Annotated in this window: 21 protein-coding genes and 1 riboswitch; all 21 genes read left to right on the forward strand. The window is 44.3% G+C overall.

All coding sequences use genetic code 11. From position 1 onward, the window contains the following. Positions 1-33: 33 nt before the first annotated feature. The 21 genes from BMW61_RS05645 (at position 34) to BMW61_RS05745 (ending at position 22,631) form a co-directional block, all read left to right on the forward strand. Positions 34-1,386: an MATE family efflux transporter gene (locus BMW61_RS05645; protein WP_091820267.1), complete on the forward strand. Its 1,353-nt coding sequence runs from the start codon at positions 34-36 to the stop codon at positions 1,384-1,386. A 153-nt stretch (positions 1,387-1,539) separates the two neighbouring features. Continuing rightward, positions 1,540-1,633: riboswitch (SAM riboswitch) on the forward strand. Between the two features lie 177 nt (positions 1,634-1,810). Continuing rightward, a complete protein-coding gene (gene metK / locus BMW61_RS05650) occupies positions 1,811-3,007 on the forward strand; it encodes a methionine adenosyltransferase (protein WP_022763377.1) in 1,197 nt (398 codons plus the stop codon). A 128-nt stretch (positions 3,008-3,135) separates the two neighbouring features. Beyond that, positions 3,136-4,872 (forward strand): ABC transporter ATP-binding protein, encoded by a 1,737-nt coding sequence (locus BMW61_RS05655; RefSeq protein WP_026498551.1) that lies wholly within the window; start codon positions 3,136-3,138, stop codon positions 4,870-4,872. Between the two features lie 54 nt (positions 4,873-4,926). After that, entirely contained in the window at positions 4,927-8,457 is a 3,531-nt protein-coding gene (locus BMW61_RS05660; RefSeq protein ID WP_091820269.1) for a DNA polymerase III subunit alpha, read from the forward strand. A gap of 213 nt (positions 8,458-8,670) precedes the next feature. Beyond that, a complete protein-coding gene (gene pfkA / locus BMW61_RS05665) occupies positions 8,671-9,639 on the forward strand; it encodes a 6-phosphofructokinase (RefSeq protein WP_022762256.1) in 969 nt (322 codons plus the stop codon). 124 nt (positions 9,640-9,763) lie between these two features. After that, positions 9,764-10,564 carry a TrmH family RNA methyltransferase gene (locus BMW61_RS05670; protein WP_026499087.1) on the forward strand — a complete coding sequence of 267 codons (801 nt, stop codon included), beginning with the start codon at positions 9,764-9,766 and terminating at the stop codon, positions 10,562-10,564. A gap of 47 nt (positions 10,565-10,611) precedes the next feature. Next, a complete protein-coding gene (proC, locus tag BMW61_RS05675) occupies positions 10,612-11,406 on the forward strand; it encodes a pyrroline-5-carboxylate reductase (RefSeq protein ID WP_022762254.1) in 795 nt (264 codons plus the stop codon). Between the two features lie 209 nt (positions 11,407-11,615). Then, complete coding sequence (locus BMW61_RS05680) at positions 11,616-12,770, forward strand: cell wall hydrolase (protein ID WP_022762253.1); 1,155 nt, start codon at positions 11,616-11,618, stop codon at positions 12,768-12,770. A 123-nt stretch (positions 12,771-12,893) separates the two neighbouring features. Then, positions 12,894-13,877: an ornithine carbamoyltransferase gene (argF, locus tag BMW61_RS05685; RefSeq protein ID WP_091820296.1), complete on the forward strand. Its 984-nt coding sequence runs from the start codon at positions 12,894-12,896 to the stop codon at positions 13,875-13,877. A gap of 23 nt (positions 13,878-13,900) precedes the next feature. Beyond that, positions 13,901-14,728, forward strand: coding sequence for a biotin--[acetyl-CoA-carboxylase] ligase (locus tag BMW61_RS05690; protein WP_091820271.1), 828 nt, complete (start codon positions 13,901-13,903; stop codon positions 14,726-14,728). Between the two features lie 63 nt (positions 14,729-14,791). Further along, on the forward strand, positions 14,792-15,598 hold the full coding sequence (locus BMW61_RS05695; RefSeq protein WP_022762250.1) for a type III pantothenate kinase: 807 nt from the start codon (positions 14,792-14,794) through the stop codon (positions 15,596-15,598). 2 nt (positions 15,599-15,600) lie between these two features. After that, positions 15,601-16,167 (forward strand): DUF6145 family protein, encoded by a 567-nt coding sequence (locus tag BMW61_RS22400; protein WP_242876634.1) that lies wholly within the window; start codon positions 15,601-15,603, stop codon positions 16,165-16,167. A 55-nt stretch (positions 16,168-16,222) separates the two neighbouring features. Further along, positions 16,223-17,251: a tRNA dihydrouridine synthase DusB gene (gene dusB, locus BMW61_RS05705; protein WP_091820272.1), complete on the forward strand. Its 1,029-nt coding sequence runs from the start codon at positions 16,223-16,225 to the stop codon at positions 17,249-17,251. Positions 17,252-17,413: 162 nt separating this feature from the next. Next, positions 17,414-17,893 (forward strand): transcription elongation factor GreA, encoded by a 480-nt coding sequence (gene greA, locus BMW61_RS05710; protein WP_026499091.1) that lies wholly within the window; start codon positions 17,414-17,416, stop codon positions 17,891-17,893. 72 nt (positions 17,894-17,965) lie between these two features. Beyond that, positions 17,966-19,534, forward strand: coding sequence for a lysine--tRNA ligase (lysS, locus tag BMW61_RS05715; RefSeq protein ID WP_091820274.1), 1,569 nt, complete (start codon positions 17,966-17,968; stop codon positions 19,532-19,534). A gap of 261 nt (positions 19,535-19,795) precedes the next feature. Next, the gene (locus tag BMW61_RS05720; protein ID WP_022763309.1) at positions 19,796-20,008 is read left to right on the forward strand and encodes a DUF6462 family protein; all 213 of its coding nucleotides are present in this window, start codon (positions 19,796-19,798) and stop codon (positions 20,006-20,008) included. Positions 20,009-20,021: 13 nt separating this feature from the next. Further along, positions 20,022-20,258, forward strand: coding sequence for a DUF6462 family protein (locus BMW61_RS05725; protein WP_026528298.1), 237 nt, complete (start codon positions 20,022-20,024; stop codon positions 20,256-20,258). Continuing rightward, a complete protein-coding gene (locus tag BMW61_RS05730) occupies positions 20,255-20,530 on the forward strand; it encodes a DUF6462 family protein (RefSeq protein WP_330363282.1) in 276 nt (91 codons plus the stop codon). The genes BMW61_RS05725 and BMW61_RS05730 overlap by 4 nt, the downstream gene beginning before the upstream one ends. Beyond that, positions 20,527-20,835, forward strand: a complete 309-nt coding sequence (locus BMW61_RS05735; RefSeq protein WP_026528296.1) for an excisionase — start codon at positions 20,527-20,529, stop codon at positions 20,833-20,835. The genes BMW61_RS05730 and BMW61_RS05735 overlap by 4 nt, the downstream gene beginning before the upstream one ends. Further along, on the forward strand, positions 20,828-21,610 hold the full coding sequence (locus BMW61_RS05740; protein ID WP_026528295.1) for a ParA family protein: 783 nt from the start codon (positions 20,828-20,830) through the stop codon (positions 21,608-21,610). Before BMW61_RS05735 ends, BMW61_RS05740 begins: the two co-directional genes overlap by 8 nt. A 10-nt stretch (positions 21,611-21,620) precedes the next feature. Then, positions 21,621-22,631 carry a ParB/RepB/Spo0J family partition protein gene (locus BMW61_RS05745; RefSeq protein ID WP_091820275.1) on the forward strand — a complete coding sequence of 337 codons (1,011 nt, stop codon included), beginning with the start codon at positions 21,621-21,623 and terminating at the stop codon, positions 22,629-22,631. Positions 22,632-22,674: the final 43 nt, after the last annotated feature.

Raw genomic sequence — 22,674 nt, forward strand, 5'->3', positions numbered from 1 at the left:
TTTAAGATTGAAAACAGCATTAAGGATAGCAAAATGTCACAGAAAACCACAACAAGAGATATGACCGGCGGTTCCATAATAATGCAGATTATTGCATTCTCCATGCCGCTGATGTTCGGCAATATTTTTCAGATGTTATACAACACCGTGGATTCAATCGTGGTGGGTAATTTCGTAGGAAAAGAGGCCCTTGCGGCAGTCGGTTCCACCACCATGATCGTAAATATGCTGGTGTTCTTTTTTAATGGTTTCTCAATCGGTGCAGGTGTTTTGATCTCCCGATATTTTGGAGGAAAAGATTTAAAAGGACTTCATCTTGCAATCGAAACTACAATTGCAACAACACTCGTATTTTGCGTTTTGTTTACAATTATCGGAAGCGTGGGTGTTGTTCCGATGCTTAAATTCATGGCAACTCCCGAGGATGTAATGCCTGAAGCTACCACCTACCTGCGGATTTATTTCCTTGGATTTTCCGGACTACTAATCTACAACATGGGAAGCGGAATCTTAAGGGCAGTTGGTGATACCACAAGACCTCTGATGTTCCTCATTCTGACAAGTCTTATGAACATCGTGCTTGACCTTCTCTTCGTGATAGGTCTGCACGCCGGGATTGCAGGTGTGGCTTACGCGACTATCATTTCCCAGTTTGTTTCTGCATTTTTGACACTCATGCTCCTCACAAGGACAAACGATATCTATAAGCTTGTATGGAAGGATCTGACACTTGATAAAGCTATCTTAAAAAGCATATTCATGGTGGGTTTACCCGCCGGAATACAGTCAGTTATCACAGCCTTTTCAAATGTGTTCGTTCAATCCTATATCAATCACTTTGGCTCAAGCTGTATGGCAGGTTGGAGCAGCTACAATAAGCTCGATACTTTCATTATGCTGCCCATGTCAAGCTTTGCTATGGCAGCTACTACCTTTGTCAGCCAGAACATCGGAGCAGGAAAAGAAAAGAGAGCAGAAAGCGGTACCAGAACCGCCATTCTCCTCTCAACTTTTGTTACTTTTGTTATTGCGCTTATGCTGTACATATTTGCAAGACCCGCCATCAGACTCTTTTCATCGGATGAGTCGGTTATTGAATTCGGAGCACTTTTTATTCAGACCAACGTATTCTTCCTTATTGCCAACTGTGTAAACCACACTCTCGCGGCTGCCCTTAGAGGCCGCGGAGATTCAAGAGGCCCCATGGTTATTATGATTGCAACCTTCGTAGTAATAAGACAGATTTATCTTTTCGTGCTCACACATTACATCGTAAACGATCCCAAGTGGGTTGGTTTTGGTTATCCCGTGGGTTGGATGTGCTGCTGCGTTGTGGAACTCCTTTATTACAATATCAAGTGGAAACGTAATATAGTAACGGAATAAAATATTGGGCGGCCACATTGTTTATCCTGGAGAGATTTTTCATTTTTTAAATCATAAGTTGAATTTTTTTATTTTTTTATAAAATATCTTGCAAGAATCAAATTAATATAGTAGTGTATCTTAAAGATATGACAATTCCATATTGTGACATTTCTCTTATTCAGAGTGGTGGAGATACATAGGATCTGTGAAGCCACGGCAACCCCGGACATCCGGAAGGTGCCAACCTGAGCGTAGTGAGTAAGTGATCGAGTGCTGGATTTACAGTTATTTATACCAGCAGGATCTGCGAGCAATAAGAGGATTTGATTATCTGATATCAGGTCCGCTTGGCTGCGCAGCTAAGCGGATTTATTATTTGTTCTTTTTGAACAAATGTCCACGTTTTTGTTTGAGCGCTGTGAGCGCAGAAAGGAAATTTAAAATGGCAGAAAAGTTTATTTTTACTTCTGAGTCAGTTACTGAGGGACATCCCGACAAAATTTGTGATAACATCTCCGATGCTATCCTTGATGCTTGCCTTGAGCAGGATCCCATGAGCCGTGTTGCTTGCGAGACAACTGCATGCACAGGTTTCGCACTTATCACAGGTGAGATCACAACCAAGGCTGTTGTTGATTACGCTAAGATCGCAAGAGAGACAATCGTTGAGATCGGATATGACAGCTCAGAGAAGGGCTTTGATGGTAACACATGTGCTGTTATGGTAGCTCTTGACCAGCAGTCAGCTGATATCGCTATGGGTGTTGACAAGGCTATCGAGGCTAGAGAGAACAAGATGACTGACGAGGAGATCGAGGCAATCGGTGCCGGCGATCAGGGTATGATGTTCGGTTATGCTACAAACGAGACTGAGGAGCTTATGCCCTACGCTATCTCTCTTGCTCACAAGCTTACAAAGAAGCTTACAGAGGTTCGTAAGGACGGAACCCTTGCTTATCTTAGAGCAGACGGTAAGAGCCAGGTTTCTGTTGAGTACGATGAGAACGGCAAGCCTGTAAGACTTGAGGCTATAGTTGTTTCAACTCAGCATGATGAGAAGGTTACACAGGAGCAGATCCACGCTGACATCAGAAAGTACGTTATTGATGCAGTTGTAGATTCAGCTATGGTTGATGAGAACACAAAGATTTACATCAATCCCACAGGTCGTTTTGTAATCGGCGGACCTCAGGGTGATGCAGGTCTTACAGGACGTAAGATCATCGTTGATACTTACGGCGGCGCTGCTCGTCACGGCGGCGGTGCTTTCTCCGGTAAGGATTGCACAAAGGTTGACCGTTCAGGTGCTTACGCAGCTCGTTATGTTGCAAAGAACATCGTAGCTGCTGGTCTTGCTGACAAGGCTGAGATTCAGCTTTCATATGCTATCGGTGTTGCACAGCCCACATCAATTCTTGTTGATACATTCGGCACAGGTAAGGTTTCCGATGAGAAGCTTACAGAGGCTGTTCGTAAGGTATTCGACCTTCGTCCCGCAGGAATCATCAAGATGCTCGACCTTCGTCGTCCTATCTACAAGCAGACAGCTGCTTACGGACACTTTGGCCGCAACGATCTTAACCTTCCTTGGGAGAAGACAGACAAGGCTGAGGAGCTTAAGAAGGCAGTTAACGCATAAGCCAATCTTGCTAAATTTGTTTTAATTAAATAAGTATATTTACGGCACCCTCTATTCTGAGATAATCAGCATAGAGGGTGTTTTATATGTTATATTGAATAGGTGATGTTTTTCGAAAGGAGACATATATGGACTTACTGAAAAAATTTATCCCATATTACAAACCATATATCGGAGTATTTTTGCTGGATTTAGTGGCGGCATCGATTTTGTCACTGATCGATCTTGTCTTTCCGCAGCTGCTGAGGGTTCTTCGGCAGACGCTTTTTCTTGAGGCTCCTGAAAAGATAGTTGCAGGAGTGATAAAGCTGGCCGTAGTACTGCTTATCATGTACATCGTGAGATTTCTGTGTAAGCACTATGTAACTTATCAGGGACACATGATGGGAGCCCGCATGGAATCGGGGATGAGAAGTGATCTCTTCGAGCAGTTCGAGAGATTCTCATTTTCCTACTATGATAAGAACAACACAGGCGAGATGATGAGTAAGCTTGTATCGGATCTTTTTGATATATCGGAGCTTGCCCACCATGGGCCTGAAAATATCTTTATATCTACAGTTAAGCTCTTGGGCTCGTTTACTATTCTTATGACAATGAACGTGCCGATGACGATGATTCTCGTTGCAATCGTAGCGTGTATGGCGATTTTTTCATATGTGCAGAACGGAATTATGCGAAGGACTTTTTTTGATAACAGGAAAAAGATTGCCGGCATAAATTCTTCTCTCCAGGACACTCTCGGCGGAATTCGCGTGGTGAAATCCTTCACCGGAGAAGACATAGAGAAAGCGAAATTTGAAAAGAGTAATGAGGCCTTTCTTGAATCAAAAAAAGCAAATTATAAGACGATGGCAATGTTCTTTGCAGGAAACAATTTCTTTGAAGGACTCATGTATATCGCGGTAATTGTTTTCGGCGGACTCTTCATTGCGAAGGGTACCTTGTCAGTAGAGGATCTGGCGGTCTATGCGCTGTATATAAACGTGTTCATAGGGCCGGTCATGATACTTATCGAGTTCACTGAGCAGCTTCAAAAGGGCGCTGCGGGATTCCAGAGATTTCGCGATGTAATGGATGTGGTACCGGAGATTGAGGATGCTCCCGATGCGGAAGTGCTGACAGATTGCAAGGGAGACGTGGATTATGAGGATGTATCCTTTGCCTACGATGATGACGAGGAGAGAGTTCTTGACCACATAGATCTTCATATTGATGCAGGAAAAAAGGTTGCCATAGTCGGTCCTTCCGGCGGAGGAAAATCCACCCTTTGCAGCCTGCTTCCGAGATTCTACGATGTTACCAAGGGCGCTGTGAAAATTGATGGCAAGGATGTAAGAAGCCTTACGCAGAAATCTTTGAGAGGTGTCATTGGTATCGTACAGCAAGAGGTGTATCTTTTTAACGGAACCATTCGTGAGAACATCGCCTACGGACGGGAGGGAGCCAGTTTTGATGATATAATGGATGCAGCGAAAAAGGCTGACCTTGATGAGTTCATATCCTCTCTTCCCAACGGATATGACACTATGGTTGGCGAGCGCGGAGCAAGACTTTCCGGAGGACAGAAACAGCGAATTGCTATTGCAAGAGTATTTCTTAAGAATCCTCCGATACTGATCCTTGATGAAGCTACCAGTGCTCTGGACAATGAATCCGAGCGCTATATACAGGAGAGTCTCGACAGACTCGCAGCGGGCAGAACCACAATCACAATTGCCCACAGACTTTCTACTATTAGAAATGCAGACGAGATTATCGTTCTGGATTCCGAAGGTATTCAGGAGAGGGGCAACCACAGACAGCTCCTTGAAAAGGATGGAATCTACGCAAAGTATTTTTATATGCAGGTAGGGATTGCGTAAATAAGCCTTCTCCTAAGGAGAAGGTGGCACGAAGTGCCGGATGAGGTAATATACATGTCATTTGCACACTTACACGTACATACCGGATATTCCCTGTTGGATGGATCCAACAAGGTTGCCGATTATGTAAAAAGAATAAAAGAGCTCGGAATGACTGCGGGAGCCATAACGGATCACGGAGTCATGTACGGCGTTATAGAATTTTATAAGCTGGCTAAGCAAGAGGGAATCAAGCCAATTATCGGCTGTGAGGTATACGTTGCACCCGGTTCCCGTTTTGAGAAGGAGATGGGAGTTAATGAGAACAGATACTATCATCTGGTTCTTCTTGCAGAGAATAATAAGGGATATGAGAATCTTTCCCACATTGTAAGCCGGGGATTTACTGAAGGATATTACTATAAGCCGAGAGTTGATCTTGAACTTTTAAGAGAGTTTCACGAGGGAATAATCTGCCTTTCCGCATGTCTGGCAGGTGAGGTGCCGAAGGCTATAACAAGAGGTGACCTCGAGGAAGCAAGGGCAGCAGCTCTTAGGTACGACGAGATATTCGGGCATGGCAATTTCTTCCTGGAGATGCAGGATCACGGAATTCCGGAGCAGCACACAGTGAATTCCGCTATTTTAACTCTGTCCAAAGAACTTGATATTCCCATGGTTGTGACAAATGACTGCCACTATACCAACGCGGAGGACGCTGAGGCTCATGATCTTCTGCTGTGCATCCAGACCGGTAAGAAGGTCACGGATGAGGACCGTATGCGCTACGAGGGCGGACAGTACTATGTGAAAAGCGAAGACGAAGTGCGTCTTCTTTTCCCTTATGCACAGGAAGCAATTGAGAATACCCAGAAGATTGCGGACAGATGTAACGTGGAGATTGAGTTCGGCGTGACAAAACTCCCGCATTTTGATGTGCCTGAAGGATATAATTCCTGGACATATTTAAATAAGCTCTGCGATGACGGATTAAAAGAGAGATATCCGGACGATGACGGAACCATCAAGAAACAGCTTGACTATGAGCTTTCTGTAATCCAGAAGATGGGATATGTCGATTACTTCCTTATAGTATGGGATTACATCAACTTTTGCAGAGAGAGTGGGATAGCGGTAGGCCCCGGAAGAGGTTCGGCGGCGGGATCTGTAGTTTCTTACTGTATCCATATTACAAACATTGATCCTATTAAGTATGATCTGCTGTTTGAGCGTTTCCTTAATCCGGAACGTGTATCCATGCCCGATATAGACGTGGATTTCGAGTATGAGCGCAGGCAGGAGGTTATTGACTACGTCACAAGAAAATACGGCGCAGACAGAGTCATACAGATAATTACTTTCGGAACGCTTCAGGCCAAGGGTGTAATAAGGGATGTTGCCAGAGTGCTGGATCTTCCCTACAGCTTTGGCGATAACCTTGCTAAGATGATCCCGACCATTCCAAATGAAGCGATGGATTTGAAGAAGGCTCTTTCAATAAATCCCGAGCTTAAAAATATGTATGAAACGGATTCACAGGTACATCACCTGATTGATATGTGTATGAAACTGGAGGGATTGCCGAGGCATACTTCCATTCACGCCGCCGGAGTTGTAATCTGTCAGAGCCCCGCAGAGGATCTCATTCCTCTTTCAAGATCTGCGGAAGGAAATATAACAACCCAGTTTGATGCGCCTACGAGTGAGGAACTGGGACTTCTGAAGATGGACTTTTTGGGTCTTAGGACCCTCACCGTAATAAAGGATGCGGTCGCTTTTGCTAATGAATCGATAGGAGCAAAAGAGGGCGATCCTGATTTTATTGATATAGAGAAAATCGATTATGATGATCAGAATGCACTCGGAGCACTCGGACTTGGAAAAACCGAAGGCGTTTTCCAGCTTGAAAGTGCAGGAATGACATCGTTCATGAAGGAACTTAAACCACATTCCTTCGAGGATATTATTGCGGGTATTTCTCTTTACCGTCCGGGACCGATGGACTTTATACCTAAGTATATAGCCGGAAAAACGGACGTCCAGAATATCACGTATTCGACACCGCTCCTTGAGCCTATTTTGTCTCCGACCTACGGATGTATTGTGTATCAGGAGCAGGTTATGCAGATAGTTCAGCAGCTTGGTGGTTATACGCTCGGACGAGCTGATCTTGTACGCCGTGCCATGAGTAAAAAGAAGCAGCACGTCATGGAGGTTGAAAGGGAAAACTTTGTCCACGGCAATGCGGAAGAAAATGTTCCCGGCTGTGTATCCAAGGGAATCGGAGAGGATGTTGCAAATGAAATCTATGATTCAATGATGGATTTTGCAAAGTATGCGTTCAATAAATCCCATGCCGCCTGCTACGCAGTGGTTGCGCTTGAGACAGCATGGCTGAAATACTACTATCCGGTAGAGTTTATGGCTGCGCTTATGACTTCTGTTATAGATGTTCAGGCTAAGGTTTCCTATTATATTATGGCCTGCAGAAGTATGGGGATTGAGGTTCTGCCGCCTGATATAAACGAAGGCTATTCGGGATTCTCGGTTGCCAAAACATCGGATGATGATGAGAATAAGGATCCCAGACTTCGCGGAAAGGCAATAAGATATGCGCTTACCTCCATAAAGGGAGTGGGCCGTCCTGTTATCGAGTCTGTTGTCAGGGAGAGAGAAGCCGGAGGAAAATTCAAAAGCATTAACGACTTCCTTACAAGGATGGAGCCTTACGGAGATATAAACAAGAGAGCTGTCGAAAACTTCATCAAGGCCGGTGCACTTGATAGCCTTGGCGGAACAAGAAAACAGATGATGTGTGTCTTCGGACCGCTTCTTGATCAGCTTCACAACAAGAGCAAGAACACCTTCGCAGGACAGATGTCGCTCTTCGACCTCGCACCTCAGGAGGTGAAGGAACAGTTTGAGATAAAACTGCCGGATGTAGGTGAATACCCCAAAGATATGCTTCTCGAATTTGAGAAGGAAGTCCTTGATGTCTATGTTTCCGGACACCCGCTTGAAGAGTACGAGGGATTTTGGAAAAAGCATATCACTGCAAAGACGACGGATTTCTATTTTGATGAGGAGACAGGCGAAACCGTTGTAAGGGATAACTCCACTGTAACCATCGGAGGAATTATTTCAGCCAAGACCACGAAGTACACTAAGAAGGATCAGCTTATGGCCTTTCTTACAATAGAAGATCTCGTGGGAAGTATAGAAGTAATCGTATTCCCCAAGACCTACGAGGGCAACCAGGGAAGGCTTAATGAAGATGCCAAGGTATTCATCCAGGGACGCGTCAGCGCTGAAGAAGAAAAGAATGCAAAACTCATTGCATCCAAAATTCAACTCTTTGATGAAGTGCCCCGCACCCTCTGGGTTCAGTTTTCCAATAAGGAGGACTACGAGACCAAAGCAAAACTCCTCGAAGACACCCTCCTCTCCACCGTCAAAAGCCCCGGCGCCAAAGACCAGGTAGCAGTCTACCTCAAGGACACCAAACAAATAAAGAAACTGCCTACTTCACTCAAAGTAAACGCAAATGAAGACACCCTCGCCATCCTCACCTCACAGTTTGGCACGGATAACATTAGAGTGGTATAAAGTCTGTATCCGTGTTTTATTTGGTTTTAGAAAATAACGACGCAGACGAAAACGTTCAATTTTAGAATCACACCCAGGTGGTCCCCACCCTCAAAAAAATTATGAAAAATTGCTAAATTTATGGGGGAACGTAATTGCAGATTGCCGAAAATTGCGCTAATATATAAATCGTAAAAGTGACAAAGATTTATCAATAACGAGGTACAACCTGATATGGCAAAAGAAATTAAAACTATCGGAGTTCTTACAAGCGGTGGTGATGCGCCAGGAATGAATGCCGCTATTCGTGCGGTTGTTCGTAAGGCTCTTGCAAACGGACTGAAGGTTAAGGGTGTTAAGAAGGGCTACATGGGACTTCTTAATGAAGAAATTTTTGATATGGATCGCAGAAGCGTAGCTGATATCATTCAGCGAGGCGGTACAATCCTTGGAACTGCAAGATGTATGGAGTTCACAACTGAGGAAGGCCAGAAGAAAGGTGCTGAGATCTGCAGAAAGCATGGCATCGACGGAATGGTTGTAATCGGTGGTGACGGATCCTACAGAGGTGCACAGAAGCTTTCAGCTCAGGGAATCAACACAATCGGACTTCCCGGCACAATCGACCTTGATATTGCATGTACCGATTATACTATCGGTTTTGATACAGCTATTAACACAGCAATGGATGCTATCGACAAGATCAGAGATACATCCTCATCTCACGAGCGAGTAAGTATCGTTGAGGTTATGGGACGTCATGCAGGCTATATCGCACTTTGGTGCGCAATCGCTAACGGCGCTGATGACATCCTACTTCCTGAGAAATACGATTACAATGAGCAGAGAATCATTGATAACATCATTGATAACCGTAAGAAAGGTAAGACTCACCACATCATCATCAATGCAGAGGGTATCGGACACTCAGCATCAATGGCACGTCGTATCGAGGCTGCTACAGGTCTTGAGACCAGAGCTTCTATCCTTGGTTACATGCAGCGTGGTGGTAGCCCGACCTGTAAAGACCGTGTATATGCTTCCATGATGGGATGCTACGCAGCAGACATTCTTACAGCAGGTAAGACAAACCGCGTAGTTGCATACAGAAACGGACAGTTCGTTGATTACGATATCGACGAGGCTCTTGCAATGAAGAAGTCCATTCCTGAGTATCAGTTCGAGATCAGTAAGATATTATAATAGAAACTTAAAGCCATACAGGCTTTGAAGAAATAAAAGCCTTCCCAACCCGGGAAGGCTTTTTATTAAAAACCAGTGCCTTCTCCTCTGGAGAAGGTGGCGCGAAGCGCCGGATGAGGTCCCCATGCTTACAAGTACAAACAACACCCGCGTTAAACAGATAGCAGAATACAGCAAGAAATCAAAAGCCCGTCGCAAGGACGGCGTATTCTTAATAGAAGGAATCCGCATGCTCAGGGAAGTCCCTCTTGAAGCTATGAGAGAGGTGTACGTAACCGGGCATTTCCTGGAGAATCTTTCACCTGAAGATAAGACGCTCATCAGGAATATTCAGCAGGATGACGGAGTGAGCTTTGAAGAGGTTTCGGATGATGTCATGAGGAAGATGGCTGACACACAGACTCCTCAGGGCGTACTTGCGGTTGTTAAGGAAAAAAGGTGGGAGCTTAAGGATCTCCTGGGAGAGACACCGCTTCTTCTTATTCTTGAGAATATTCAGGATCCCGGGAATCTTGGCAATATGTTCAGGACGGGTGAAGGGGCTGGCGTTACCGGAATAATAATGAGCAGCGACATGGCGGATGTCTATAATCCGAAGGTTGTCAGATCCACAATGGGTGCCATCCTGAGAGTCCCCTTTATATATGTGGATTCTATCCCGGACACAGTGAAGGAACTTCGGGAAAAGTACAACGTTACAAGTTATGCTGCTCATCTGAAGGGTACAAAGAACTATGATGAGATAAGCTATAAGGGAGCGTCCGCTTTTTTGATAGGAAATGAAGGTAACGGGCTTACAAAGGAAGCTGCAGATGCGGCATCTGAGTATGTTCTGATACCCATGCTGGGTAGGGTGGAATCGATGAATGCGGCAACCTCCGCAGCGATTCTGACTTTCGAAGCGGCAAGGCAGAGAAGACAGTAGGACTTTACAAAATAATAATTTACAGAAAAGAAATAGGAGGAGCAGTTATGGTATTAGGTTTTATCGGACTCGGAAACATGGCAAAGGCACTCATGGGCGGAATAATCTCCAAGGGAATCTTCGACCCTCAGGACATAATCGGATCAGATCCTATGGAGGCTGCAAGGGACAGCGCTGCCAGAAAATTCGGAATACAGACTAAGGACAACAATGCTGATGTCGCAAGGGAAGCGGATGTAATCCTTCTTGCCGTTAAACCGCAGTTTTTAAAGGTAGCAATTGCTGACATCATGGATGAGATTGATGAAAACAAGCTTATTATCAGTATAGCTGCGGGCAAAAGTCTTGAATGGATTGCAAAGGAATTTGAAAAACCCGTTAAGACAATAAGAGTTATGCCCAACACTCCCGCGCTTGTAGGTGAGGGGTGCGCCGCTGTATGTCCCAACAATTTGTGCAGTGATAGCGATTTAAACCTTGCTTTGGACCTTTTGAGAAGCTGCGGTACCGCAAACGTAGTAACAGAGAACCTTATGGATGTTGTGACCGGTGTAAGCGGCTCATCTCCTGCATATGTTTTCCTTTTCATAGAGGCAATGGCCGATGCAGCTGTACTTGGAGGTATGCCGAGGAAGCAAGCCTATGAATTTGCTGCACAGGCTGTACTTGGAAGTGCGAAGATGGTGCTGGAGACTGGAAAGCATCCGGGTGAGCTCAAGGACATGGTGTGTTCACCTGCCGGTACAACCATAGAGGCAGTGAAAGTTATGGAAGAAATGGGCTTTCGCGGAATTGTCATGAACGCAGTCCAGGCAGCTACTGAGCGCAGCAAAGAATTGTAAATTGAATACGAAATTCGGATAATTAAGTGCTCGATAAAATATGAAATATTTATTAACATGAAGAATCCGCATAGACTCCCCGATTATTAGGGGAGTCTTTTTTTAGACAATTTGTGTAAAAATTTGACAAAATAACACTCATTTGTTACAATCGTGGAGTATTTTGTTTTAACAATTTGTAATAATTTTAAAAAGGAAGCAAAAATAACATGAAAAAAGCAGGCACGTTAATGCGTGGAATCCTGGCTGTCACAATGATGATCATCATGCTGGGAACTTCCAACTGCAAGACCGTACAGGCAAGGACTACAAATATATTGAACAGCAACGATGTGGGTGTTGGTAACTTACTCAATCCTACTGAAGTAGCTGAGGTTTCCGATGAGGAGAGAGCTAAGGCTCATGATGTCGCTGAGGATATAAATGATAAAGCGGCAGAAGATGCTGAGGACGAAGAGGAACAGGAACAGGAAGAAGAGGATTCCTCTAAACTTGTTATGGCAAATGTTAATCAGGTAATGAACATTCGCATTTCACCTGATGACAGCTCTGAGAAGGTCGGAGTTCTTTATAAGGACTGCGGCGGTAAGATTATCGAGCAAAAGGATGGATGGACTAAGCTTCAGTCAGGAGATCTTGTTGGCTGGGCTAATGACGAATATCTTCTATTTGACGAAGAAGCAGAGGAACTCGCAGAGGAAGTTGGTGTACAGCTTGTAACAAGTAACTGCGATGCACTTCGTATCCGCGCAGAGGCAGATGAAAATGCCGAAGTACTTGGTGTTATTACAAATAACAGTTTTGTGGATATGGTAGAAGATCTTGGCAATGGTTGGATTGCCGTTGACTACAACGATGAGACAGGCTATGTGCAGGCCGAATATGTTGATACTGATTTCAGAATCGACGAAGGTGAGACCATGGCCGCTATTCAGAAGAGGGAAGAAGAGGAAGCCAAGCGGAAGGCCGAAGAGGAGGCCAAGAAAGCGAAGGCGAAGCTTACACAGAATACAGGTGCTGTTTCTGCGGGGGCAGATGAAGCAAGACTTTTGGCAGCGCTTATATACTGTGAAGCGGGGAATCAATCTTATGAGGGTAAGGTTGCTGTAGGCGCAGTTGTTATGAACCGTGTAAAGAGCAGCGCATATGCGAGCACAATTTCCGGAGTTATATATGCTTCCGGTCAGTTTACACCGGCTCTTAACGGAACTGTAGACAGAGTTTACGCAGGAAATATTCCTGACAGCTGTGTACAGGCTGCGCAGGCGGCACTTGCAGGTGAGACTACCTGTGGTACTGCACTTCACTTCAGACGTGCGGGCGGACACGACGGACAGATTATCGGAGCTCACGTATTCTGGTAATCAGTACTCAATAATATGTTTTTATGATAAAATAAAGCCTGATTGTAGATTGATTCTGCAGTTGGGCTTTTCCTATGAAAAAGGAAAAGAAAATATATAGCAGGAGGAGTACATACCATGGCAGTGAATTTACACGGAAGAGATTTTCTAAAGTTACTTGATTTTGAACCCGAAGAGATAGAGTATCTTCTCGATCTTGCAGCTGACCTTAAGCGCAAGAAGAAAAACGGCGAGCTTCATGATGAATATCGTGGAAAAAACGTTGCTCTTATCTTTGAGAAGACCAGCACACGTACGAGATGTTCTTTTGAGGTTGCAGCTCACGATCTTGGTATGGGAACGACCTACCTTGATCCCACAGGTTCACAGATTGGTAAGAAGGAAAGCATCGCTGATACAGCGCGTGTTCTTGCGAGCATGTATGATGGAATAGAGTATCGCGGCTTCGAGCAGACAATCGTAGAAGAACTTGCAAAGTATTCCAAGGTACCGGTGTGGAACGGACTTACAAATGAATTCCATCCGACTCAGATGCTGGCAGATCTTTTGACGATCCGCGAACACTTCGGAAAGCTCAAAGGAATTCACATGGTATACCTCGGAGATGCGAGATATAACACAGGCAATTCTCTTATGGTTGCATGTGCAAAGATGGGTATGCACTTTACAACCTGTGCGCCTAAGAAATACTGGCAGAATGAAGAACTTGTTAAGACCTGCAAAGAGATTGCAGCTAAGACCGGCGCGGTTATAGAGCAGATTGAAGATCCGATGGAGGCAACCAAGGGTGCTGACGTCATCGCTACAGATGTCTGGGTATCAATGGGTGAGCCCGATGAGATCTGGGAAGAGAGAATAAATGATCTTAGGGCCTATGCTGTTACAAGCGACATTATGAAAAATGCGGGCGAGCAGGCAGTATTCATGCACTGTCTTCCTGCTTTCCATGATCTTGGTACAGGTATCGGCAAAAAGATTAAGGAGCGCTTCGGCCTTGATGAGATGGAAGTAACGGATGAAGTTTTCGAGTCCTCACAGTCCATAGTTTTTGAGGAAGCCGAGAACCGCATGCACACTATCAAGGCGGTAATGTACGCTACAATATAACAGGCAGAATCGAGAGTTAATATATGAATTTGGAACGAATTCGTGGTTCCTTAAATACAGAGTGGATAGCAAGGGATGCAGAATTTTTTCCTGTGATTGATTCCACAAATAACGTTGCCAAGGCAGCAGGAATGGAAGGGCGTGAGTCAGGATTTCTTGCGGTGGCCGACAGACAGGACGCCGGGCGAGGAAGCCGCGGCAGAAGTTGGGTCAGTCCCGAGGGCTACAACATTTTCATGAGCCTTATGATAAGACCCGGGATTCCGATGAATAAGGCAGCAGGGCTTACGCTGGTTATGGCGCTTTCCATATCGGAAGCGATTGATAAGCTTGTCAGTGATGGCGGAATTAGCGAGGATGCGAAACGCACCTTTATAAAGTGGCCTAATGATATCGTGCTTAATAAGAGGAAGATCTGCGGCATTCTTACGGAACTTCACCAGATGCTGGATCAGAAGGACTACTTTGTTGTAATAGGTGTGGGAATAAATGTTAATCAGCCCATAGAGCTTTTCCCGGAGGAGATAAGGGATACCGCCGGCTCGATTTTTTCAGAGACAGGAAAAGAGACGGACAGGTCCAAGCTTGTTGCCTGTTGTATGAAGTGCTTTGAGGACAATTATGAGAAGTATGTGGAAAGACAGAACCTCTCGGCACTTAAGGACAGCTACGAAAAACGACTTATAAATATTGGCAAGGAAGTAAAGATACTTGATCCAAAGGGTGAGTATGAAGCTGTGGCAGAAGGGATTACCGATGACGGGTCTCTTTTGATAAGTCTGGCAGATGGAAGAAGAGAAACGATAAATGCCGGGGAAGTCAGTGTTCGCGGCCTTTATGGATATGTATAAATTCCGTTGTGCAAGAAACTATAGAAGTATAAAGTATTGGCAGCTGGTGCTGCGGAGGTGAATATGCTTTTAGCGGTTGATGTAGGAAATACAAATATTGCATTCGGTGTTTTAAAAGGAAAGAAAATCGTAGGATCTTTTCGAATGATGTCCCAGACGGCGCATACTTCGGATGAGTACGGTAACAACATCATAGCGATGCTTCGAAACAATGGGATAAATAAAGAAGAGATCAGCGGAGTAATTGTTTCCAGCGTAGTTCCTAATGTGATGCATGCGCTGGTGAATGCCATGATCAAATATCTGGGAAAGCAGCCTTACATTGTGGGGCCCGGAATCAAGACAGGCATTAAAATACTTACAAAGAATCCTGCAGAGATAGGACCCGATCTGGTGGTAGGCGCGGTTGCTGCGTATGAGATGTATGGCGGACCTGCAATTGTTGTGGATTTCGGAACAGCCACCACTTACGTACTTATAACGGAAAATGGCGATTTTATCGCAGGTGTCGTAAGTCCCGGAATAAGAATCTCCGCCAAGGCACTCTGGCAGGATACAGCTAAGCTTCCCGAGATTGAGATCAAGAAGCCTGACAGCATCCTTGCGCAGGAGACTATCAGTTCCATGCAGGCAGGACTTGTTTACGGACAGATAGGACAGGCCAAGTATATTATTAATGAGATGAAGCGCGAGTCAAAACTGGAAAACGTCAAGGTTGTCGCAACAGGCGGACTTGGACGACTCATTTCCGAGGAATGTGACGAGATCGATATTTACGATCCGAACCTTCTGATCCAGGGACTTCGCATCATCTATGAAAAGAACAAGAGAGTAAAGCCGAAACTCGAGGAGTTTGAGGGCGGAGAGTAAACATGAAAGACGAAAAAGAAACAAGAAACATATACAACGACGAGGCGCGCCCCGGTGATGAGGAGAAACTTCATTCCGATACTTTGAATGCCGATAAAACAAAAGGCAGACGCCTTATCATAAATAAGGAAACAGGAAAAATTACAAATGCCGAAACAGGTGAAGAGGTTTCCGACATCCAGGTTGTGACCGAGGACGGATCACTTGGAAGCGTATCCGCGGGAGGAAGGATCATCCTTTGCGGAGCAAACGCGTACGAGATGAAGTATTACTTTAATCCGCTTTTCAAAAAGATCCCCGAGAGTATCCAGAAGGAACTCCACATCATAAGCGTCCTGTTTGCACAGGAAGCCGGTGGAATTTTCACAATAGAATTCGAGGATGACGGAATGATCACCATGGAGACCACGAGAAGTGAGGAGGATATCACTTATGATGAGGTAAGTGCGGGACTTCTTATCGGCGAGGTCAGAAGACAGAGGCAGGATCTTTTCGAGGCACTGCAGATGTACTACAGAGCGATGATTCTGCATGAAGACATGAGTGATATATTAAGTGAAGAAGAGTAAACTGTGGTCAATTGTTAATAGTAGAAATTCCGCAGTGATTGGAAGGAAATAAGAAATGTACAGGCCTTCGAGTGGTTTTAATAGTGAAGGAATAAGATATAACGATTACCTGCATCCCTTGAGAATAGGAGATGTGGAGCTGAAAAATAATATAATACTCGGACCTATGGCAGGTGTATCAGACCTGCCATTTCGTCTGCTCTGCCATGAAAACGGAGCGGGACTTGTGTGTATGGAGATGGTGAGCGCCAAGGCGATTACCTACCGCAACCGCAACACCAATAACATGATGGAGATTCATCCGGAGGAGAGGCCCGTATCGCTGCAGCTTTTCGGAAGTGAGCCGGAGGTTATGGCGGAGGCTACAAGAATGATAGCGGATAAGCCCTATGACATTCTGGATGTGAACATGGGATGCCCGGTGCCTAAGGTCGTTGGTAACGGAGAGGGCTCAGCCCTTATGAAAAATCCTGAGCTTATAGAAAAAATCGTGAGAGCGATGGTAGCTGAGACAGACAGACCGGTCACTGTGAAAATAAGGAAGGGCTTCAATGAATCAAGCGTAAATGCTGTGGAGTGTGCACAGGCAGCAGAACAGGGTGGCGCCGCGGCAATAGCAGTTCACGGCAGAACCAGGGAGCAGTATTACAGCGGGGAAGCCGACTGGTCCATAATCAGAAAGGTCAAGGAGGCAGTCAGAATTCCTGTAATAGGAAACGGAGATGTCAAAGACGGCGCCAGTGCGAAGGCCCTTATGCAGGAAACCGGCTGCGACGGCGTTATGATAGCAAGAGCTGCCGAGGGGAATCCCTGGATTTTCAGAGAGGTGATAGCTTATCTGGAAAAAGGAGAGATATCGGAACGCCCAACAATGCAGCAGATGTATGAGATGGTGATAAGGCATGCGGATCTTCAGCTCAAGTACAAGGGCGAATACATCGGAATAAGAGAGATGAGAAAGCATGTATCCTGGTATACCACCGGACTTCCGGGCTCTGCAAAATTCAGAGCGCTCATAAATACCATGGAGGATATGGATTCTCTCAAAGCCGCTTGCGCCGTGGTTTTCGGAATAAAGGATTGAGTTATAATACATAGAGCAATAAGAAAATAATAAAATTTTGACTTTATACCATTATTCATATATAATTCTATGGATTGTAAACACATATAACATTGACACAATTTATTTGCAGTGCAGGACATGCGTGCAAAATTCTATTTTTATAGAAAGGATATATATAAAATGGAAGAAAAGAAGAACTTATTAACCTATGAAGGACTCAAGGCTTACGAGGATGAGCTCCATGATCTCAAGGTTGTAAAGAGAGCAGAGGTTGCTGAGAGAATCAAGGAAGCTCGTGAGCAGGGAGATCTTTCAGAGAACGCTGAGTACGATGCAGCCAAGGATGAGCAGCGCGACATCGAGGCTCGTATCGAGGAGCTTGAGAAGATCCTCAAGAATGCAGAAGTTGTAGTTGATGAGGATGTTGATCTCGGTAAGGTCAGCGTTGGTGCCAAGGTAAAGCTTCTTGACATCGAGGCAGGTGAAGAGGTGCAGTACAGCATCGTTGGTTCATCAGAGGCTAACAGCCTTAAGGGCAAGATCAGTAACGAATCACCTGTAGGTAAGGCTCTTATCGGAGCTAAGGTTGGCGAGGAAGTTACCGTTGAGACACAGATGGGTGACTTCAAGTACAAGGTTCTTGAGATCGTTCGTAAATAAGAAATAACAGATACTTAAGAGCGGGGGTGATTTTTTTACCCCCATTACTTTTTATAGGAAAGAGGAGAAAAAGTGGCAGAGAATCAGAATCAGCAAAAGAATCAGCAGAAGACAGAAGACATTAACCAGCTCAAGAAGGTTCGCCGTGAGAAGCTTGCAAACCTTCAGGCAGAGGGCAAGGATCCTTTTCAGATTGTAAAGTATGATCAGACACATCACGCACAGGAGATCAGAGACAACTTCGAGACATTAGAGGTTGTTCCCGAGACAGACGCAGAGGGTAAGCAGATCACTCCTGAGCTTTCAGAGATCCCCGCAGAGAAGGTTGTATCTCTTGCAGGTCGTATGATGAGCAAGCGTGTAATGGGTAAGGCATCTTTTGCTAACCTTCAGGATAAGTCAGGACGCATGCAGCTTTATGTTTCAAGAAATGATCTTGGAGAAGAGAGCTACGCTGCCTTCAAGAAGATGGACATCGGCGATATCATAGGTGTTAAGGGATTCGCATTCAGAACCAAGACAGGCGAGATTTCTGTTCATGTTAAGGAGCTGACACTTTTATCAAAGTCACTTCAGCCTCTTCCGGAGAAGTTCCACGGTCTTACAGATACAGAGATCCGTTTCAGACAAAGATACGTAGACCTTATCATGAACGAAGAGGTTAAGGATACATTCATCAAGAGATCTCAGATAATCCAGGAGATTCGTAACTTCCTGTCAGCAAGAGACTTCATGGAAGTTGAGACACCTATGCTGGTTGAGAATGCAGGTGGTGCTGCAGCAAGACCTTTCCTTACTCATTACAATGCACTTGATGAGGAGAGAAAGCTTCGTATCTCACTTGAGCTTTACCTTAAGAGACTTATCGTTGGTGGTCTTGAGAGAGTATACGAGATCGGCCGCGTATTCAGAAATGAAGGTACAGATACAAGACACAACCCTGAGTTCACACTTATGGAGCTGTATCAGGCATATACAGATTATGAAGGAATGATGGAGCTCACAGAGAGCATGTTCAGATACCTTGCTGAGAAGGTATGCGGCACAACACAGGTTCCTTATGGTGATCACATCATCGACCTTGGTAAGCCCTTCGAGCGCCTCACAATGAACGATGCCATCAAGAAGTATGCAGGCGTTGACTTCGATGCTGTTAAGACAGATGAGGAAGCTAAGGCTATCGCTAAGGAGCACCACGTTGAGTTTGAGGATCGCCACACCAAGGGCGACATCATCAACCTCTTCTTCGAGGAGTTCTGCGAGGAGAAGCTGATCCAGCCTACATTTATCATGGATCATCCTATCGCAATTTCACCTCTTACAAAGAAGAAGCCCTCAGATCCTGAGAAGGTAGAGCGTTTCGAGCTCTTCATCAACACATGGGAGATGTGCAACGCATACTCAGAGCTTAATGATCCTATCGACCAGAGAGAGCGTTTCGCAGCACAGGATGCCAATGCGGCAGCAGGCGACGACGAAGCAGAGCACACAGATGAGGACTTCCTTAACGCACTTGAGATCGGCATGCCTCCGACGGGTGGTATCGGTTATGGTATCGATAGATTGTGTATGCTTCTCACGAACAGTGCTAACATAAGAGAAGTTTTGCTCTTCCCGACACTTAAGTCACTCGACAAGTAAAGCCCAGTATTCATGCATGTTTGCAAGGTCGGAAAAGAGGTCTGACAGCAAAAATGTAGCAGAAATGTCGAAATCAGTCGATTTCTATAAGGGTTTTTTGAGCTGATCAAAATGATATTGGCGTGAATTCAAAATAGAAAATAATGTAAATTGAGAGTCATTCTTGAATGTAATTTCAGGAGTGGCTCTTTTTTTGTTTCATGTTCAGGTCATGCTTCGTTATCTGCGGGAATCATCCAAAAGAAACGGAGGTAGATGCAAATGGCAACACAAAAAAGGTATCGATACGACAAACCAGAATATTTGAGACTGATTGATGCAGAAAAAGTATTCCCTATGAATCAGGATACGATCAAGAAAATAGCGGGAGAAATTGGCGCATTAAGAAAAGTCAAAAATATGGTTCTGATCAATTATCAGATGATGAAGGATTTTTTTGAGTCATGCGTTTATGTGGATGAAAAGGACAGATAAGGAGGAAAAGAACATGGCAACACCAAAGAGACAAAAGTACGAAGGACTACCGGAATACATCAGACGTGAGGATGCATCTTATTTCTTTCAGATTGGAGATGACACTATTGATAAGCTTGCTGAGGAATGCGGAGCTAAAAGAAAAGTGAGAAGCATGGTCCTGATAAACAGGAAGATTATGAGCGAGTATATTGAATCATTCCAGTATGTTGGAAAGGATTCAAAAACAGTAGGAGGCTATTTACGATGATGGATTACGAAATTGAGCAGTATAAGGATATTGAGAGTAAGCAGGAAATAAGAAATCAGGCGAAGATGCTTCGAAGAAAGTACATAAGGTACAAGGAAGCAGAGTATGTCTATGGTATTCAGCACAAAAAGCTTTTACAGCTTGCAGATAAAGCAGGTGCACTTTACAGAGTTGATGGGTATGTCCTTATAAACATAGAGATTTTTGAGGCATATCTTGAAAGATTTCATCAGCCTCCGAAGATGACTAGGACCGGAGGACGCGAAATATGAGTGGATGCATCTGGAAATTCTCACAGTATCTTGATGATGAAGATATAATGTTCGCGCATAGGATTTTTGTAAGCTATAAAATTGCGGGTGAATATTACGGAATAGGTGAGAAGCCAATGATCAGAATGGCGTGGGCGTCGGGTGCTGTATATAAGGTCGGAAAAAAGGTTCTGATAAAAAGAGAGATATTTGAGGAATATCTGAGACAGCACTACAAGCAGGTAGACAAGCTCATCGAGGGTGATGAGGACGAACTGCTTAAGAAATTTGAAAAAAGAGCGAAGGAGGAAAAGAGTAATGGGTAAGGTCATAGCTATCGCAAATCAAAAAGGCGGTGTAGGAAAAACAACTACTACAGTGAATCTGGCGGCTGGACTGGCAAATCTCGGTGAAAAGGTTCTTGTTATTGATGCGGATCCTCAGGCCAGTCTTTCAATATGTTTAGGACAGACAGAGCCGGACAAACTGGATGTGACAATTGTTGATATTATCGAGAGGCTCATAAATGAAGAAGATATTCCTGAGGATTTTGCAATAATTCATCACGGTGAGAATATCGACCTGCTTCCTTCAAACATAAGTCTTTCAGCAGCGGAGGTTTCACTTGTGAATGTTATGAGCAGAGAGCTTGTTCTTAGCGATTACGTGAATAGGATTAAGGAAAAGTACAGCTACGTAATAATCGACTGTATGCCATCACTTGGTGTTATGACAGTTAATGCGCTGGCTTGTGCAGATTCAGTTCTTATTCCAGTACAAAGTGCGTTCCTGCCTGTAAAAGGACTCCAGGCACTGATTAAGACAATCTACACAGTAAAACGCAGACTTAACTCAAAACTTGAGATTGAGGGCATCCTTCTCACAATGGTAGATAATCGTACAAATTATGCAAAGGAGATTGTGGCTGAGGTAAATGAGGTTTACGGAAAATCAATTCCGGTATTTCCTATTACTATCCCGCTTTCTATCAGAGCATCTGAAACATCTGCAATGAGTAAGAGCATCTTTGAATATGATCCCAAAGGTAAAGTTGCCAGTGCTTATGCTTCACTTACAGAAGTTGTTATCAAAAATTCATAAGGAGGACCATATGGCTGCTAAGAGAGAAAAAATTCATTTTGAATCAGTTGAGGAGCTGCTTGGTGCTCCTATTGCAAAAGATGTTACAGAAGAGATTGAGATTAAGAAAATACATCCATTTAACAATCATCCTTTTAAGGTGCTGGATGACGACCGTATGACAGATTTAGTGAAAAGCATATCAGTTAATGGTGTGCTTACACCGGTTTTACTTAGACCGGATGGATCAGGTGGTTACGAGATGATCTCAGGTCACAGAAGAATGCATGCGGCGAAGCTGGCAGGACTTAAAGCAATACCTTCTGTGGTTAAGGAAATGTCGGATGATGATGCTGTAATTGCGATGGTTGATAGTAATGTTCAAAGAGAAGAGATCCTGCCAAGTGAGAGAGCGTTTGCACTAAAGATGAAGTTTGATGTGCTTAAGCGCCAAGGGAAAAGAAATGATTTAACTTGTGGAACTGAGTTCCCTAAGTTAAGTGTGGATAATCTAACATCGGGAACCGAGTTCCCTAAGTCGAATAAAGATAATATGACATCGGGAACTGGGTTCCCTAAGTCAGAAGGCAGCGCAAATGAAGCATTAAGGGCAAGAAGTCAGATTGGTAAAGAAGCGGGTATTAGTGGTCGGCAAGTACAGAAATATTTAAGCCTGACAGAGCTTATCCCTCAATTGCTCGATTTGGTTGATGTAAAGAAAATTGGCTTGAATATGGCTGTTGATATTTCTCACTTTGACAAGGAACTACAGGGATGGATTTACGAGTATGTTAAGGACAACGGATTCCTTAAAACTCAGCAGATTGAAGCACTTAAACAAACTAATAATGTAGAAAACATCAGTCAGAGGGTCATGATAGAAATCATGAATAATGCTCTGCCAGAGAAAAAGATATCCGGTAAAGTAACTCTCTCTGAAAAGAAACTTGATAAATACTTTCCGCCTCACTTTGGTGCCAAGCAAAGGGAAATGGTTATCGTGGGTTTGTTGGAAAAATGGCATGAAGAACATAAAGACTAGGAATTTGGATTTTAAATTTTTAAACACATAGTTGGGAGGGTAA

Origin of the sequence: Butyrivibrio sp. ob235, from assembly GCF_900109475.1 — a bacterium.
Classification (GTDB): Bacteria; Bacillota; Clostridia; order Lachnospirales; family Lachnospiraceae; genus Butyrivibrio.